The following is a 15,454-nucleotide window of genomic DNA, read 5'->3' on the forward strand; positions in this document are numbered from 1 at the left end:
CCCATTCCGACCCCTGAAAAACAGCAGCTGCCACGAAGTAGCTTGAACTAGGCTGTCGCCCCACTCGATTATTTCAGGTTGAATACTTTGACAGCGACCCTGACTGGTGTACCTGAGTCGATGTTGAATCGGTACACGTCGTGATTATCGTAACCCGGTAACTTTGTCTCAAATTGCTTGTGACTCTTCGTCGCCTTCTCCGCTTTCCCACGTATCTCGTCGAACCTCGCTCTCCTAGAGAACATCATCAAACACGCATGTGAATCCCGGATCGTTAGATTCCCCAAGAGCTGGTCCATAGCGTCTACGAACTGAGCCTGTCCAGACCAGAACTTGCACTCTGCAACGAACAAATTCCGGTTTTCGTACGGAAGCAGAATATCAGTCTTTCCACTTCGGTTGAAAGACTCGCCCTGTGCAATCCCTGCGTAGTGAGAGTTGATCCCTGCGAGAAAAATATCACGGAGGGACTCCTCATCCAGATCTCGAACCCTTTCAGCAGATCGTTCGATATTCACTCCCAGATCATCGATAATCCCGAGAATCTCCAAATAATGATTGTCTGGGACAATATCCGGCGAACTGCTGTCCTCAAGCTTCGGAAGCTCAATACTCCGCTTCTTCTCAGGGACTACGAACCCCTGACTTCCAGAACCACCTGTATCGACACCGAGATCCTCCATAACCTTTGTCTTGGTTTCAACCTCGCCCCGACGCCTTTCAATCGCCGAACGAGCTTTGTTTTCAAATTTCTCCCGCATCTGCCTGATGTCGGAATTGAGGTTCTCAACCCACAACCGGACATCATCCTTCCAATCCTCGATATCAGAGTGGAGTTCCTCTTTCACCTCTTCAGCATCCCGGTTCTGCGTCCGGAAATCAAAGTATCTCACAACCTCACTCTTTCTGAGCTTGTCGTACAATGGAGGGCTGAAATTGTAGCTGCTAGGCTTGTAACGGAATAGTTTCTTCTCCCCGTCAAACTGGAACTTTACCTTCAGCCTCTCGTATTTCCTAGTCGGTGTGCCTCGACCGGGGGTTGGAATCCCAGCTCGGTTTTGAACTTCTTTCTCAACCTGTCCTCCGTCCTTTTTGATAACATCGTGAAGTTCGATCTGAGAAGGGGTATATTTTGAAGAGAAAATTATCGCAAGTGAGTCCGTACTGTTCTCATCTAACTCTTCCGAGGTGAGCGATGAGATCTCGTTCTTCATTTCTTCCTGCTTCTCTCTTTTCAGGTCGAGGAAATTGTAATCACAGAATAGAGCACTTCGATTCCTTGCCATTACCGAGAAATTCACTGGTCCAACATATTGGTACTTTCCCCACCCTATGAACTGCTGACCGATACCGCTGATTAGTCACTTCGTGTATTCAGCACGGCTTCAAAAACCATCAGTGTCTGATAATTTAAACAGAGACAACTAGGGGCGGTTCAGACTCGCCTTCTCGAAGGGTGATTCTCCGGTCGGAATGAGCAGCTCCTGTTGATTTCCGACCCGCTCGGCCAGCTTCCGTTTCAGGTACTGCCTCGCCGTCGACGGCGTGAAGACGCCCTTGCCGATCATGTCGCCGCCGACGTCTTTGAGAGCCGCGAACTGGCCCTGCAGGTTGCCGTCGCCGACCGGCTCGCAGTCGTACCAGCGCACCGTCGCGAGCGCGCCGTTCCCGACCGTCTCTCCCTGTTCGACCGTCTCCGAGTCGTACTGGACCCCGAACCACAGCGTCCGATAGGCAGTCACCTCGAACGTCGTCGACACCACGAAGAACGCCTCGTGGTGGAGATAGTCGAGATGGTCCGCGACGATCTCGTCGAGGGTGAGTCCGGTGGCGCGGGGCTTCGGCTCGACGACCGTCGATGGTCGATCCTCGCCGGCGAGATAACCGTCGACCGCATCTGCCTCGAGGCCATCGGCCAGTTCCGCCAGCAGTTGTTTCGCCCACTTGGAGTCAGTGTCGTCTCCACCGAACGGCGACTCAGCCGAGATTCGGTGCTTGAGCTTCAGGTTCGCTGCGCCCCAGTGGCTGTAGTGGAGCGTGTACTGTCCGTCAATGCGTTCGTACGCAACGAGTGCGCGTTGTCCCATCGAGCAATCACCTCACGGGGTGACCGCGACTGGATCGCCCCGCACCCCTCCCGGGGGACGAACAACTCTACTCGTCGATCGAGTCGGGAGAACTGAGGTCCGCGTGGAGGACTTCGCCGTCGCGAACGACGTACCGCTTCGCCAGCACGGGGAAGCGGCACTTGGTGAACCCCGCTGTCTGGATATCGAGTTCTTCGTCGGCTTCGAGGTGGTTGGCGAGTTCTCGCAGGAATGCGTGGGTCACGATCCCGCCCTCGTAGTCCGGGAGGCCGTTCTCCCGCGCCTCGTACACCTCGAAATCATCGTACCCCCAGATGGTGAGCTCTCCGTCTTCGGTCACCTCCCAGTTGAGCGTCCCGAAGCAGTAGCTCTCACAGAGCTCGCGGACTGCCTGCGGATCCGATACGATCGCGCCGGTCGATGTCGTCGCAGCTTGCAGTGTCGCCATGTCTGGACTTCACGGGGTCGCCCCCGCACCCCTGTCGGGGGCGATAAACCGACGTGAGAGGTGCCTCCCGAGGCGTGGCCGGCGACTTCAGTTAGGAGTCTGAGTGGGCGTCCGCCCCGGCTCCGTCGCCCGGCCGCGTGAGAAGGCTCACCTCCTTCAGGAGGTCTCTCGCGGTCTCAACTCGCTCTCGATCCGCGGCGTCCAATCGGTCGACGTCAAGTCGGTTGAGATTGCTGAGTACACGATGCATCCGGTAGCCCTGTTTGAACTCTTGCTCCATCGGAAGCGCCTCACCGCTCGCCGGCGCGGATAGACTCCCCACCGTGACCACCATGTTTCCAATATCTGTATCTGGAACCGCTGGAACGGTAAGCTGGAGTGTGTCTTTCATAATCACTAAGCGCCCTGTGGTGACTATCTGGTAGTAATGCCCTCCAGATTAGGCCCCCTTTCTCGAGAGCTTTCGATTCCGTACTATGCCGATGCCTTCCCCGCGCACGATATTTTCCATGCCAAACGAGTACGTGATGTCTCACTCCGGCTTGCGAATCAGCGTCCCGACAGTGTTGACCGAGACGTACTGGCTGCAGCAGCGTGGTTTCACGATATTGGGCGGCCACTCGAACGCGTCGGGGTGATTGATGACCACGATAAATGGGCGGCCAACGAGGCCACAGCCCTTCTCGAGGCTGAAGACGTGGCGACTGACCGGATCACAGCCATCGAACACTGTCTCCGAGCACACAGCATCCGGGCGAGCTCTCCCGACCCAGAGACGATCGAGGCGAAGCTGCTCTTTGATGCTGATAAGCTCGATGCGACTGGCGCAGTCGGACTCATTCGACTCGCCTGTATCGTTGGTGAGCGCTCGGGACGTACTGGCGATCAGTATGCCGTTATCGATGATGCATCCACGCTCAGTGTAGAGCAGGCCGAGGAACCGGACATCGATATTTTGCGTGAATGGGCACGCGAGCGGCTTGATGCGTTGTATACTGACCAGGGTCGACGCCTTGGAGAGTCGCGGTGGGACTTTATGCAGAGCTTCTTCGCCCAGTTCGCTAGTGAAACTGGCACCGGAACGGAAGAGTGATTTGCTGTACAGAATGGCATTTTTCGCTTCAGACTGAATGAAGAAGCCCCATTGCGAACAGCTGTTAACCAACAATACTTGGATCCACTCGTCTATGTTGGTTAATCGACGCCCAGCACTGGCGCTACTCGAGACTGGGTCCGTAGCGAGCCGAGCCACACACCCGGCACTCCCAGATCGGTTGCCCCGTCCACGCCTCATCCGGGACCGACTCGTGGGTCTTGAACCGATGGTCGGTCGCCCGTCCACAGTTTTTACACTCGAGTTCCTGCGTCGTCGGTACCGACGACGCCTGGCGATCAGCCGCAGCTTCGCCAGTAGATTCGGTCAGCGCCATCGCTGGAACCAGCCACACCGCGTCGTCGGCGTCGTCGAGGACCGCGTCGAGACGCGACGCGTCGCGGATACCCTCCCCACGCTGGTCGTAGAGCCGCGTCGGAGCCTGCTCCTGGCGCTTCGACGCTTCCTGCCCGTGCCACCCAGCCCGGTCACGGGCAGCACTCAGAAGCCGATCTCCCTCCTCTGACGACACCTGTACCGCGTCGGGGAGTGAGGGCCATTGCTCGGCCAGCTGGCGCGCCGGCGCCTCGTCGAGATCGTAGATGAGCGTGTAGTCGTCGACGGCCGGCTCCGCCTCGTTGGCAGAGAGGAGGTTCGCCGCGGCGCCGCCCTTCGCCACGGCGCCGTAGAACGTCGTCGACTCGACGACCAGGTGGACGATGCCGAGGAACGTCGTCGACGCTGTCTCGTCCGTGCTAGTGGCGTCACTTCCGAGATGGTTGGTGAGACAGAACCGGCATTTCGTCTGGCCGTCTGGGACTGACGCCCCACAGGACCGGCACTCGCCGTCGGTTACCGTCGGCGCATCAGGGTAGCCACCAGAGCTCGTCGCGACGCGTTGTCGACGGGGGTCACCTTCACACCCGTCGTCCAGCCTCGTGTCCGGAATGTGGGACGCCTCGCCGGTCGGCCGCAGTTCTGCAAAGTCAGTATATCGGTTGTGCATCGGTTGGCTCATAGTTTCAGTCGGCTTCGTATTTCAACGTCAGGACCCCCTCGTTCGTAATGTCCTCTTGATTATACGAGAGGGTACAAACATATATGGGAGTTCAGCGCTAACACTGTCGCAAGAGGTGCCAAGCATGTCCGAATCCTCACGAGATGGGGCCCAGTCGTGGACTGAGTCGATGAGTGCCCGCGACCGTATTCGAGCGGTCGCCGAGACGCTTCGCGAACCGCGGTCGGTCAACTGGATTAGCGAACAGGCCGACGCTGCCTGGAGCACGACCAACGAGGAACTCCAGGATCTCGTCGACCAGGGCCAGCTGCGCCGCGTCGAGGCCGGCGAGACCACGCGCTACCAGCCGGACTACACGCGACTGCTCTTCGAGGAAATCCGAACGCTCATCGAGGAGAACACGCGCGAGGAGTTGCGGAACGAATTGGCTGCGATCACTGAGGAGATCGAGGGGTGGCAGGCCACCTACGACGTCGAGACGTGGGAGGAGCTTGAACAGTCGCTCGCCAACGGCGACCTCGCAAGTGCGGAGATCCGCGAACGGCGCGACATCATCGCGTTCTGGCGCGAAAGCGAGGAAGATCGCCGCCTCATCAAGCACGCACTAGAACTCTACTCGGATGTCGAAGCCGCCCGCGAACAAATGACCGACGTAGCTGACCGCGCCACTAGCTAATCCTCCTCTCTCACAGTATGATTTTTCTTGCTGGTCGCGACCGATATACACAGCGGACCCTCCTCCGGGATGTTCACGACCGATTGACGAATCAGGCCGGTTGTGAGAATGTGCGCTATCGCCCGTCTCGACGACGACCTCGGTACGTTATCACGGATGTCGATCCGACAACGTTCCTGAGTGACTCCTACGACACGGAGACTGCACGCCTGGAGATTCGCTTCTGGTATCCCGCTGGCACCGATCACGAATACTACCGCATCAACTGGGTCGAACCGGATCGGAACCTGATGCTCGGCTTCCATCAGGATGCCGACCATCCGGACCTTGGACCCTGCCACATCCAACTCAATCACGAAGACACGCCCGTCGATCGGCATGGGGTGACGTTTCTCGATGCGCACCCACTCGCTCTCCTCGATGATCGCCTTCAACAGCTCCCATCGGCAGTCAATTCGATCCGGTGGGACGGTGACACTCCCTCACTCCCTACCTGGCCAGTCTAACCCGCCAATTCGTTCAGCGTGTCTCGATGCGACCGTATAGTCGTCGCTGTGACGCTCGCCGCCGCAGCGACTTCCGCCTGTGTCAGCCATCGTCCCTCTTCGCGACCCGCCTTGTACAGACAGGCAGCTGCGAATCCTGATGGGTTGACGCCCGACGCTACTCCTGTCGATTCTGACTGTTCGGCCAGCCTCCGAGCTCGCTGTCGGATGTACGCTGGAATATCGAGTTCCGACGCGAGACGGGGGATGAATTCGCTCGGTCGAACAGGCTGGGTCGGCAGTCCGAGTTCTGTATTCAGCGTCTTGTACGCATTTGCGACTCTCGATTGTTCGACGCGTGCTGCGTCGACGACATCGTCGAGTAACCGCGAGTGACCGTTACAGCGACAGGCTCCGTAGATGCTTGCTGCCGCTATCGCCTCGATTGATCGGCCTCGAAGCAGATCTTCGGTTTGAGCGCTCCGGAACAGTTGACACGCCTGATCACGGACCGAACCTGAGAGCTCGAGGGCGCTCGCGATTCTTCGAACTTCACCCAGGCCATGTGCGAGATTTCGCTCGGCTTTCGACTGGAACCGACCACGAGTCTGTTCACGCCGCATTCGGGATAGCCGCTGGCGCTTTCGTCCAGAGAGTTCATTCCCGTTCGCATCTTTCCCGCGACCGATCTCGGTCGACAGCCCTCGGTCATGCCGTGCCGCAGTCAGTGGAGCGCCCGTCCGCTTTCGCTGGTCCTGATCGTGAGTTCTCCATTCAGGACCGTGGTCGATTCGTTGTTCGTCAATAACGAGTCCACAGTCTTCACAGATAGTTTCGACCGAGTTGGTAGTGACCCGACCATCGCACTCCGGACATGGGTTCGTGCTGGAGTTTGTCTGGACGTCCTCGTCGAAGCTTGTTTCGTAGATATCTCTAGTCGCCATGTTTTCTCACCAATTATCGAGATTCGCCCATACGGCGAACCCCTCACCCATTGAGGGGAAAATAAACTCCGGCGAATCAGATAGGCACTTTCTCCGGAACTTTGAACCCTCTCGACTGGCCTATCTCGAATCTCTCTTTCACCAGAACTTCTACATACGTCTCTCTGGATGGCGATATATGGACTATCAGCGGATTTTAGATGAGATTGCGGAGGCGTTCATCGAGAGGCCATTGGATTTTTTGCTCGAACAAGATCTCCAGACCCGCGTGGCAGAGGCTCTCCGACACGAACTTCGGAATCGGGATTCCCTCTATGCTGACTTCGCTGATGCATCACTCACGTATAGCAGCAATAACATGGCGAACTACAAACTCCCGTATCCAAAGGAGATTCAGCAGACGGCGGAAGGGATTGAAAACCCAATATCTCGAGTACATACGGAGGTAGCTGTTCAGGATCATCTCACCGCTGCGGACGGATGGCGGGAACAGATCGACGTCGTGGTATTTCGCAACCCGCTGGAGAACGCGATTGAGTGGAATGATGGGTCGAATCGGTTCGATCCAGAGGACTTCGAAACTGCGATAGAGCTGAAGTACATCAAGAACAAGAACTACTTCCCGACGCACTCTGGCGTCGACGACCTTGTGGAATCATTGAAAACAGACTCCAACAGTATTGAGTCTGATTTGGAGGAACTCGCTGCACTTCCCGATCACACTGAGACGTTCCTTGTCATCTTCTCAAACTACAACTACCTCTATCAAGGACCAGTACTTGATACGTCTGAGACGAGGAGAAGAGATACACACGAGTTGGTGATGCTATGTGTGATTGGCTCAGAGCTAATTCGGGAGATACCCATATTCTGTACGCTCAGCCGCTCCATTCGGAGTGGATCACTAACCACGACTAAATTCTGGATATCGAACCGTCCGTGATTGTCCCGACGCCAGTATAAATACCCCTCCACAAGAATGGTTCAAATCAATGGAACTGACACGCAACAAGACAATTGACGGTCTTCTGACTGGCTCTCCAGGCCCATTCCGAATAGAAACGTCAGAGGAACGGGGGCAGCGAGTGTTGAATGGCCTTCGCGAAACGGTTGCGAAATCAGAAGCCGAAGCTGAGTTTGCATTGGACAAAGAGTACTGGGTCCGGTACTATCTTGAGGGACATAGCGAGGCTTACGGCTTTGAAATTGCGGGGGACCTCGACAAGGAAATGAGAGGCAGGCGCGGCGACTATCGAGTCATCTATGAGGAGCAGGATATGGTGCTGGAAGTTGAGAAAGACCTGAAGAACTTCTTCGAACACGGGCACGAAACCGAAGGGGCGGTTGGATGGGATGCACCGGGGAGTATTGACCTCGTCTTTGCTGTCACCGACAATGACGATCGAAAAGAGGAGTTCGACATCCCGGTCATCATTGCAGCTGACTATGATCGTTCTGAGCTCGAGGAGCCGACATTCGAGCAGTGGTACAATCGCGTTAGAGAGCTCAAGTCTGTCAAGGAGGCATTCGTCATGAGTCTCCTCTCGGCAGTCTACTGGGAATATACGAAGGGAATCCCAACGGTGTGGGAAGTCCAGAAACGAGCCGGGGGAGATCGACTCGACGAGCCGCGAGTACCTTTCCGCGATACATGAGAACCTCTGGACTGCCGTCGCAAATGGGGTGAACGATGTCCTATTCAACCGAGAGGTCGCGATCCAAGAAGGCGAAGAATTCGCTGACCTCAAATCGAAGGCCATGTCTCTCGTCCAGGATGGGTACTCTGAGACGTCTAAGTGGGAATGCCCTAATTGCTCAGAGCCGTTTGTCTTAGTCGGCACCCACAATCGGGTTTATGAACCGGATTTCGAGACTATGACTGAAGGGCAGTGGGCTGAGCAGCAGGCTGCTCAAGAAGGCGGGTTCTTTGAGGAAGGTGTCCACGGGGAGACGCTCACAGCGATGTACTGTTTCGATTGTCTGATTGGTGGAGTCGCAAGTGCTCTCGATGCTGAGCCTATGCTGTTTGACAACCGCTCTGAGGTCGAGTTCAAGTAACGACTGTCTCTCGAGCAGACCCCATCTTGTCCCCGAGGTTGTGGCTGCGCGCGCAACGAAGTGAGCACGTAGCGGTGGGTGGGGAGGAGGGGCCTGGGTCGGTCCGGCACGTAGCAAAAAAGAAGGGTGCGACGACCGGCTACTCCCACCACCGACCGCGCTCGGGGAAATTCACCGTGGTCCAGCCGGTCAGCGCCACCGAGACACGCCCGTTGTACCAGTTCTTCGCCGCTCCACGAATACGAACGTGCTCTCCCTCCTCAATCCAGGGTTGGTCGCTCGCAACCCAGCTGGTGAACTTTGTCCGTCCACTTTCGTCTTCGATAAGTCCCACTTGGGAAATGGCTGAACTTGACGGCTCCCACAACTGCGTCACAGTACCTTCGATGCTCACCTCTTTGCGATTGACGTCCTCGAGCATCCCGATGGGAACTACCTGTCCCGGCGCCGTCTGCAACTCCTTGAACACCCCGACGACTGCACTCGTCAAGTCTTTTCCACTGACTACGGCTTCACCCAGCCGCCGACCAATCGCTGCTCGCGACCAGCCATCCAGCTTCTCCGCCAGCCGCATCGACTGCTTGTTCACCGCCGCCAACTGCTCCTGCCTGAGTTCTGCACGAGGATCGTCCCGCTCTGGGTCCGCCCACGGATCCACGCTCGCCGCCCGCTTCTGGAACTCTGCACGCCGCTCAGCGCTCCGCTTCGCTGCTATGTCTCGCATCCGCTTTTCCCGACCTTCTTGCGTCCCCATCTCTGCCTTGGCACTGATGCGCTCCAGTTCAGCCTCTCGCGCCCGAATGCGCTCTTCTTGTTCGAGAGTCGCACCGTAGATCCGCTCTTCACTGGTGTCGACCATCCCGTCCGGGTGATTTGCATCGACCTTTGCCTGTACCTCCATCTGCACCGTCGCCTGGAACTCCGGCGTCTCATCGACGACCTCGAAGCCGTCTTCATCGACTGCCGCTTCGTCTGATTTTTCGAATGCCTGTTCATCGACCGAAACTACTTCACTGGGAACGTTCTTACTTGACATTGGAATTCTCCACAATTCCGAAGGCGCTCACTCGGCGTCTTCTTCCGACACCACGACTCTCCAGCCGTGGCTGACCACAACGACCAACTCAACCATCTGCGCGCTCTCGCTCGCGCCTTCGTGAGCGCCCCCTGGGGCGCGAGCGAGAGCGCCAAAGGAAGGTCACCCAACCAGCACCGCGCGCCGACCCGCCCGGAGCAAGCGTCCAGCGGGATATGCCCGTTCGTGTCCGGCCCGATGTGCGGGACCGTGTCCAGGGCGACTGTCGTCGAGAACGCGCGCCGCCGTGTGGCGCGCGACAGCGCAGCGGCACAAAGCCCTGGAACGCGAAAGCCCGCAAGGGGCGCAACCGACGGGGATACCCGCTGGCGTCGAGACCAGATTCATTTTAGCCCGGAACGGGCGCTCGCGGTGCGGAGAGCGCCCGCACGCCCGGAATGGTCGGTCGCGAGCGACGCGGAGGGCGGAAGCGGCGAGCGGGGCGTGCCGTAACAAAGAACCTGTTCAACCGGACTCGACGCTCAGTGACACAGCCGATATCCTGGTGGACTCAGAAAGGGCGAGGTCGTCTCGGTCGTCCCCCGACCCCGCAAGCACCACAGGCACGAGGAGCGCAGTGTGGGTCGCGGGATGCCGAGCGGCCGAGGGCTTTCTATTCGTTCTCGGCCACCCCCTGCCGTCTCGACGGAAGCATTATCCTGCACCGTCACGAACTACATAGTATGCACCACACACCGCCGGTGCAACGGGTGAACGTGCGGACGATGAGCGCTTGCTCTGTTCTTTCGTAGTTAGTAGCAGCGCCGGCGGGTGTATCGCCTTCTCATCGAGCAGCGACGCCGCTTTCACCGAGACAAATGCAGACTACCGAGTACGAACTCCGCGATCGAATCGACCAGCTCACAAACTACCGTGGCGAGGGCACCGAGCTCATCACCGTGGCCGTCCCGCCAGACAAATCACTCCATGCGGTTCGTGAGCGTATTGACCGAGAATATGCACAGGCTGCGAACATCAAATCCGATCAGACACGAACTCACGTCCAGGACGCTCTCGGACGCATCCGACGCCTCCTCCAAGCGTACGAAGAGACACCACCAAGCGGCCTCGTCATCTACGCTGGTGTCGTCGACGGTGAGTTGCAGGACGCCGTCTTCGACGATCTCAACATCCACGTCGACGTCTCGCTGTATCGCTGTGCGGCTGAATTCGAGACCGCCCCCGTCGAGCAGGCGCTCACCCCGTCAGAGGTGTACGGTCTGGTCGTCCTCGAACGGGGCCGTGCCGCCCTCGGTCGCCTCGCCGGCGAACGCATCGTTTCCAGCCGGACCTTCGAGAGCCAAGTGATGGGAAAATCCCGTGCTGGCGGCCAGAGTGCGCAGCGATTCGAACGCGAGCGCGACCGACAGAAACACGAGTTCTTCGAGCAGGTCGCCGACGCTGCCGAACAGACGTTCCTCGATGAGCCCACCGTCGATGGCGTCATCCTCGGCGGGACGACGATCACCGTCGACGAGTTCCAGCAGGGTGACTATCTCCACCACGAGTTGCGGGACCACATACTAGGCGTCTATCCGATTGAGTACGCAACCAAGCAGGGACTCTCGCAGCTCGTTGAGCGTGCCGAGGACGTACTGTCTGATGCTGAGCGCCGACGGGAACGGGAAGCTCTCGATCGGTTCTTCACGGCGCTGGGACAGGGTGGAGATGTCGCCTACGGAGCTGATGAAACGCAAACCGCCCTCGACTATGGAGCAGTCGACGTCCTTCTCGTTTCCGACGCACGGCCACCAGCGGAGATTCGTGAGCTCGAGGAAACGACGACCGACCAAGGCGGTGAGTGTCTCGTTGTGTCGACTGACACCGATCGAGGTGCCCAGTTCGATACTGCATTCGGAGGCCTTGGAGCGCTCCTCCGGTTCCGTATTAACTAAGCCGAGTTGTTTTGGACGCCATAGCTGTTCTAGCGTCCCAGTGTACGGGTCTGGAGGCAGTCATCGGTCGCATGAACAAGCTCGATCGGTGTAAACCGGGCGGGTGCGGTGTCGCTCTTGGAGACACGAATCGTCACACCGGTCTCAACCGTCGTCCTGTGCGTTCAATTCTGTCAGGAACTGGCCGGCTGCCGTCCCGATACGAATGCCATCTACGTTGCGCATCTCGAGGTCGTGCGTGGCAGTCCGAAAGGGGTAGTGGTCGACGAGGATACGATGGATAACGGTTTTGACGGAGTCGGTCCCGTACCTGTCGACGACAGTAGCCATCATCTCGTCGAGATGCCCGTCCCGGTGCTCCGTCCGGGGATGCTGTGCGCGTTCGAGCACGAGTTCGACTACATCGTCAACTGATGCGTGCTCGGGATTCTTGGTTCGTTCACGAACGTCGTAGAGAGCGTCGTTATCGGGCATTCCTGTTCACTTCGAAGTATTCTCCACGGTGTCAGGGCTCCTTGAGCAATGAGCGAGCTCGCTGCACGTAACTGTTCGCGCCCCAGCTACGGGCGTCGCTAATCGCATCGAGGAGCAGCCGCGCATCGGCAGCTGATAGGTGTTCAGTTCGAACGAGAACCGAGAGCAGCGTCGGTGTCGTGACGAGTCGGGTATCAGCGAGTGAGGCGTGGATCAAGCCAAGTTGGTTGAACTCGTCACAGAGGAAGAGCGCAGCATCGAGATCGTTCGCGAGCGTGATCGCCGCGTTTTCACCGTCATCGAGTGGAAACTCGGCGTCGAGATCGACTGACTGTGTCGTGAATGACTCTGCTTGGTCGAGTACGGCGGACGCGGCGTGTCCATGGACGTCATCGTAGGAGGCGATCTCTTGGAGTTCATCGATGACCGCTGTTGGGACGACGACTTCGTACCGGGAGAGACAGAGTGCGAGTGGATCGGGGTCGTCGTCAGTAACGATCCCGAGACTCACGAGGGCGGAGGCGTCTGCGATAAGCCGCGACATCTATGCGTCGGCGACCTCGTCGATGAAGTCCTCGTCCAACTGTTGTTTCAACACCCGGAGGTTTGCCGCCTCCTCGGCGCCGACGAGCGCTTTGAGCTGCTCGAAGGTAATCTCATCGTCGTAATAGGCGGCAGCGATCTCCTGGGTGAGTGCGTCGTCGTGAGCGGCGTCTTGGAGGTACTCCCGAAGCGCAGTCACGAGGATGTCTGTTCGGTCTTCCCCGAGGACTGCGGCCAGTGCGTCGGCGCGGTCGATGAGCCGATTGGGGGCCCGAAACTGCACGCGCTTCTTATCGGTGCTCATGATGTGTACATTGTGAGCCAACGCACTTAGCCGTTTTCGTGTGTACGATGTGAGCCTCACTCGGCCGACCGTCACTCGGCCACGAGATGCTCCTTGAGATCACGTGTCCAGTACGTTGCGAGCCCCCCTGGACTACAGTGCTCGCACAGTTGCAACGCCCCCTCGAGATGCCCCAGTTCCACGCGGAACCGCGTCAGCGCTGCAAGCGCGTCGACGACGAGTCCACACCCGTCGCAGGCGTAGTGATCGCGCTCGTCGGGATCCGGCCCCGACTGGATCGCACAGTCGACGCAGATGGGGTGAGTAACCCGATCATCCTGACCCCACGTATGCGCCTCGCCAGCCTCGGCGCCGGGCGGAGTGTCGCAGAATGCACACCCCGTGAGCGTCTGCTGCATTACTCGGCCTCCTCGTCGGCATCGCAGGCGACCGTCCAGCCACGGTGGAAGACGGCTAGCTGCGTCGGTGAGTCGAACGCAGTACCACTCGGTTCGTGAACGAGAACGCGGTCCTCGGGAACTGGAGTGACGACGTCCGCGTCGAGGAGCTCGTTGATCTGGCTCTTGGCCGTCGTGTCGTCGATGTCCGCCGTGTTGACGCCGTTGACGTCGCGGTCCTGTGCGAGGAGCTCAGTCTCGAACTGTTCATAGTCGGCACTCGTGTCGTCATGTGGATCGGGATCATCCATGGTGAATCACGCTGCGCACGTTGTCGCGCGCTGCACGCCTTCTGGCGCGGATAAACACTCCACGCGAGACCGCGGCCCTTACTCGCTCCAGAGGGCCGTGATCCGGTCTTCGATTCCACCGACAACAAGCGTTAGCACGTCGTGATGGTCGGTTAACCACGAGGCGTCGTCACTGGATAGCAAAGCGGTCGTCAATAGCTACGGAGCCGCTGAGAGCCTGTTGACTCACCCGTCTTCGAGCGTTGCGTAGATCTCCGCATGGCGGCGTCCGTCAAGTTTTCCCATCTCGAGGGCGATCTGGTGGCGTTCAGCGTCGCTCTCGGCCGCCTGATACCGCTCGTACAGTCGGCGGACTTCTTCGTCGACCGTCGCCGAGGAATCGGTGCTGGACGCCATCTCTGTATCGAACGTACTCATTGTGTCCCTTTATTAGTGGCGACGAGCTGGTTGATGCGTCGCCACTCGAAGTACGCGTTGTTGCGCTCGTAGGTGGCCGGATGGCCGTCATGGCGTATGACGATGCCGAGTTCTCCGAACCAGCTGAGGTATTTCCGGGCTGTCTTCGGGTCACACTCTGCTTGTTCGGCGATCGCGCTTGCCGTCGTCGGCTCCCGGGTCTGCAGGATGGTGCCGTAGATGCGTTGTTCGACGTCGTCCTCGCTAAATGGGTCCTCGAAAGAAGGGGGACCGTCCGTGGACGCTGTGTCGGGCATACGTGCTCTTGCGGGGCTACGAATATCGTTCTTACTTCGAGGAAGAGTTCTCCGGCAAGTGAGGCGTACTGGGTGCCGCCTGGTTGGCTTCGAATGGAGCACGATATTAACCAACACTAGACCCGATCCCAGGAGGTTGTTGGTTAACTCAGGTTCGGTCAGCGCATCTGGAGCTTTCGAGCCGGTTTGACGCTGAACGTATCTGGATTGTTGACTGGCACGTCGTGACTGCGATCAGTTGCCTGGGACGACGACCGAGTGAGCCGGCTGATGAGATCCTCACGAACAGCCCGCCGACTGACCGTCGACTCGTGCCACCCAAGTCGTTCATCGTAGTGCCGTTTCCGGAACATCTCCCCGTTGTCGTCGACGGGGATGAACTGCGTTCGCTTCGCTCCCCATACGTTCGTAGAGACGTACTCCGCACCAACCTCTTCGTGGGTAAGCTCCACGAGGACACACTCGACGAATGAGACGATTGAGAGCTGACTTCTCTCGTTGGGAACCGTCAGTTCGAGATCCGCCCACGGCGCATCGCTTGATTGTTCTATCTGTTCGCTACGTAGCCGCGATTGCTGTCGCTCGTGTTCTGAAGACATAGTAGTTCAGTGGGCGCTCACTGCGCCCCTCACCCCTCTTGGGGGGTGAGAAAATTCACCGCGAATCGCGTCACCATTCAATGAGTGTCTTCTGATATGTTTGCTATAGACACTCTCGTTTGCTGGCCCCTCGGCCGGAGAGAGCCAGCGGCGTTTGCACCGGTGTACCCTAGCCTTCCTTTGGATGATACTGGAGGTACAGTGAGAACCAAAAACCGCTTAGATTTGACGATAGGCTCGTCGGGCTGTTCTAAGGCGCTATTGATGTCCTCGACGAACTTCAAACACGGCTATCCGAAGTAATTGTACTTGACGAGGTGGTGAGAACCTCGAATTCGAGAGAACGGTATCAAA

The 15,454-nt window shown here is 58.2% G+C and carries 21 protein-coding genes and 1 pseudogene; 7 read left to right on the forward strand and 15 right to left on the reverse strand.

What is annotated here, in order from left to right; genetic code table 11:
- Positions 1–68: 68 nt before the first annotated feature.
- The 4 genes from NDO75_RS24280 to NDO75_RS24295 all read right to left on the reverse strand — a co-directional run bounded on the left by NDO75_RS24280 (position 69) and on the right by NDO75_RS24295 (position 2,815).
- Positions 69–1,286 (reverse strand): hypothetical protein, encoded by a 1,218-nt coding sequence (locus NDO75_RS24280; protein WP_310909216.1) that lies wholly within the window; start codon positions 1,284–1,286, stop codon positions 69–71.
- Between the two features lie 138 nt (positions 1,287–1,424).
- Positions 1,425–2,087, reverse strand: coding sequence for a DUF6735 family protein (locus NDO75_RS24285; protein WP_310909217.1), 663 nt, complete (start codon positions 2,085–2,087; stop codon positions 1,425–1,427).
- Positions 2,088–2,154: 67 nt separating this feature from the next.
- On the reverse strand, positions 2,155–2,535 hold the full coding sequence (locus tag NDO75_RS24290) for a hypothetical protein (protein WP_310909218.1): 381 nt from the start codon (positions 2,533–2,535) through the stop codon (positions 2,155–2,157).
- Between the two features lie 91 nt (positions 2,536–2,626).
- The gene (locus tag NDO75_RS24295; protein ID WP_310909352.1) at positions 2,627–2,815 is read right to left on the reverse strand and encodes a hypothetical protein; all 189 of its coding nucleotides are present in this window, start codon (positions 2,813–2,815) and stop codon (positions 2,627–2,629) included.
- 147 nt (positions 2,816–2,962) lie between these two features.
- Between NDO75_RS24295 and NDO75_RS24300 the strand changes: the two genes are divergently transcribed.
- The gene (locus NDO75_RS24300) at positions 2,963–3,628 is read left to right on the forward strand and encodes an HD domain-containing protein (protein ID WP_310909219.1); all 666 of its coding nucleotides are present in this window, start codon (positions 2,963–2,965) and stop codon (positions 3,626–3,628) included.
- 124 nt (positions 3,629–3,752) lie between these two features.
- On the opposite strand, the gene NDO75_RS24305 is transcribed toward NDO75_RS24300, so the two are convergent.
- Positions 3,753–4,634 (reverse strand): hypothetical protein, encoded by an 882-nt coding sequence (locus NDO75_RS24305; protein ID WP_310909220.1) that lies wholly within the window; start codon positions 4,632–4,634, stop codon positions 3,753–3,755.
- 136 nt (positions 4,635–4,770) lie between these two features.
- Between NDO75_RS24305 and NDO75_RS24310 the strand changes: the two genes are divergently transcribed.
- Both NDO75_RS24310 and NDO75_RS27825 read left to right on the forward strand, forming a co-directional pair.
- The gene (locus NDO75_RS24310) at positions 4,771–5,322 is read left to right on the forward strand and encodes a hypothetical protein (RefSeq protein WP_310909221.1); all 552 of its coding nucleotides are present in this window, start codon (positions 4,771–4,773) and stop codon (positions 5,320–5,322) included.
- A 17-nt stretch (positions 5,323–5,339) separates the two neighbouring features.
- Positions 5,340–5,828 (forward strand): hypothetical protein, encoded by a 489-nt coding sequence (locus NDO75_RS27825; RefSeq protein WP_345784920.1) that lies wholly within the window; start codon positions 5,340–5,342, stop codon positions 5,826–5,828.
- Here NDO75_RS27825 and NDO75_RS24320 read toward each other — a convergent pair.
- Positions 5,825–6,751 carry a transcription initiation factor IIB family protein gene (locus NDO75_RS24320; protein ID WP_310909223.1) on the reverse strand — a complete coding sequence of 309 codons (927 nt, stop codon included), beginning with the start codon at positions 6,749–6,751 and terminating at the stop codon, positions 5,825–5,827. The genes NDO75_RS27825 and NDO75_RS24320 overlap by 4 nt on opposite strands.
- A gap of 178 nt (positions 6,752–6,929) precedes the next feature.
- Between NDO75_RS24320 and NDO75_RS24325 the strand changes: the two genes are divergently transcribed.
- The 3 genes from NDO75_RS24325 (at position 6,930) to NDO75_RS24335 (ending at position 8,809) form a co-directional block, all read left to right on the forward strand.
- Entirely contained in the window at positions 6,930–7,694 is a 765-nt protein-coding gene (locus NDO75_RS24325; protein WP_310909224.1) for a hypothetical protein, read from the forward strand.
- Positions 7,695–7,743: 49 nt separating this feature from the next.
- Complete coding sequence (locus NDO75_RS24330; protein ID WP_310909225.1) at positions 7,744–8,406, forward strand: hypothetical protein; 663 nt, start codon at positions 7,744–7,746, stop codon at positions 8,404–8,406.
- A gap of 220 nt (positions 8,407–8,626) precedes the next feature.
- A complete protein-coding gene (locus NDO75_RS24335) occupies positions 8,627–8,809 on the forward strand; it encodes a hypothetical protein (protein WP_310909226.1) in 183 nt (60 codons plus the stop codon).
- Positions 8,810–8,948: 139 nt separating this feature from the next.
- Here the strand turns inward: NDO75_RS24335 and NDO75_RS24340 are convergent, their stop codons facing one another.
- Positions 8,949–9,845, reverse strand: coding sequence for a DNA-binding protein (locus tag NDO75_RS24340; protein WP_310909227.1), 897 nt, complete (start codon positions 9,843–9,845; stop codon positions 8,949–8,951).
- Positions 9,846–10,702: 857 nt separating this feature from the next.
- On the opposite strand from NDO75_RS24340, the gene prf1 reads away from it, so the two are divergent.
- Positions 10,703–11,779 (forward strand): peptide chain release factor aRF-1, encoded by a 1,077-nt coding sequence (gene prf1, locus NDO75_RS24345; protein WP_310909228.1) that lies wholly within the window; start codon positions 10,703–10,705, stop codon positions 11,777–11,779.
- Between the two features lie 144 nt (positions 11,780–11,923).
- Here prf1 and NDO75_RS24350 read toward each other — a convergent pair whose 3' ends face one another.
- The 8 genes and pseudogenes from NDO75_RS24350 to NDO75_RS24385 form a co-directional block, all read right to left on the reverse strand.
- Positions 11,924–12,253: a hypothetical protein gene (locus NDO75_RS24350; protein WP_310909229.1), complete on the reverse strand. Its 330-nt coding sequence runs from the start codon at positions 12,251–12,253 to the stop codon at positions 11,924–11,926.
- A 31-nt stretch (positions 12,254–12,284) separates the two neighbouring features.
- Positions 12,285–12,797 (reverse strand): hypothetical protein, encoded by a 513-nt coding sequence (locus tag NDO75_RS24355; protein ID WP_310909230.1) that lies wholly within the window; start codon positions 12,795–12,797, stop codon positions 12,285–12,287.
- Positions 12,798–13,100 (reverse strand): hypothetical protein, encoded by a 303-nt coding sequence (locus NDO75_RS24360; RefSeq protein ID WP_310909231.1) that lies wholly within the window; start codon positions 13,098–13,100, stop codon positions 12,798–12,800.
- A gap of 71 nt (positions 13,101–13,171) precedes the next feature.
- Positions 13,172–13,498 (reverse strand): hypothetical protein, encoded by a 327-nt coding sequence (locus NDO75_RS24365; RefSeq protein WP_310909232.1) that lies wholly within the window; start codon positions 13,496–13,498, stop codon positions 13,172–13,174.
- Positions 13,498–13,788 (reverse strand): hypothetical protein, encoded by a 291-nt coding sequence (locus tag NDO75_RS24370; RefSeq protein ID WP_310909233.1) that lies wholly within the window; start codon positions 13,786–13,788, stop codon positions 13,498–13,500. Before NDO75_RS24370 ends, NDO75_RS24365 begins: the two co-directional genes overlap by 1 nt.
- 225 nt (positions 13,789–14,013) lie before the next feature.
- A complete protein-coding gene (locus tag NDO75_RS24375) occupies positions 14,014–14,205 on the reverse strand; it encodes a hypothetical protein (RefSeq protein ID WP_310909358.1) in 192 nt (63 codons plus the stop codon).
- A 23-nt stretch (positions 14,206–14,228) separates the two neighbouring features.
- A pseudogene (locus NDO75_RS24380) lies at positions 14,229–14,501 on the reverse strand (sugar-specific transcriptional regulator TrmB); the annotation flags it as partial.
- A 158-nt stretch (positions 14,502–14,659) separates the two neighbouring features.
- Positions 14,660–15,100 (reverse strand): hypothetical protein, encoded by a 441-nt coding sequence (locus tag NDO75_RS24385; RefSeq protein ID WP_345784921.1) that lies wholly within the window; start codon positions 15,098–15,100, stop codon positions 14,660–14,662.
- Positions 15,101–15,454: the final 354 nt, after the last annotated feature.

The organism is Natrinema sp. 1APR25-10V2, from assembly GCF_031626495.1.
Lineage (GTDB): Archaea > Halobacteriota > Halobacteria > Halobacteriales > Natrialbaceae > Natrinema.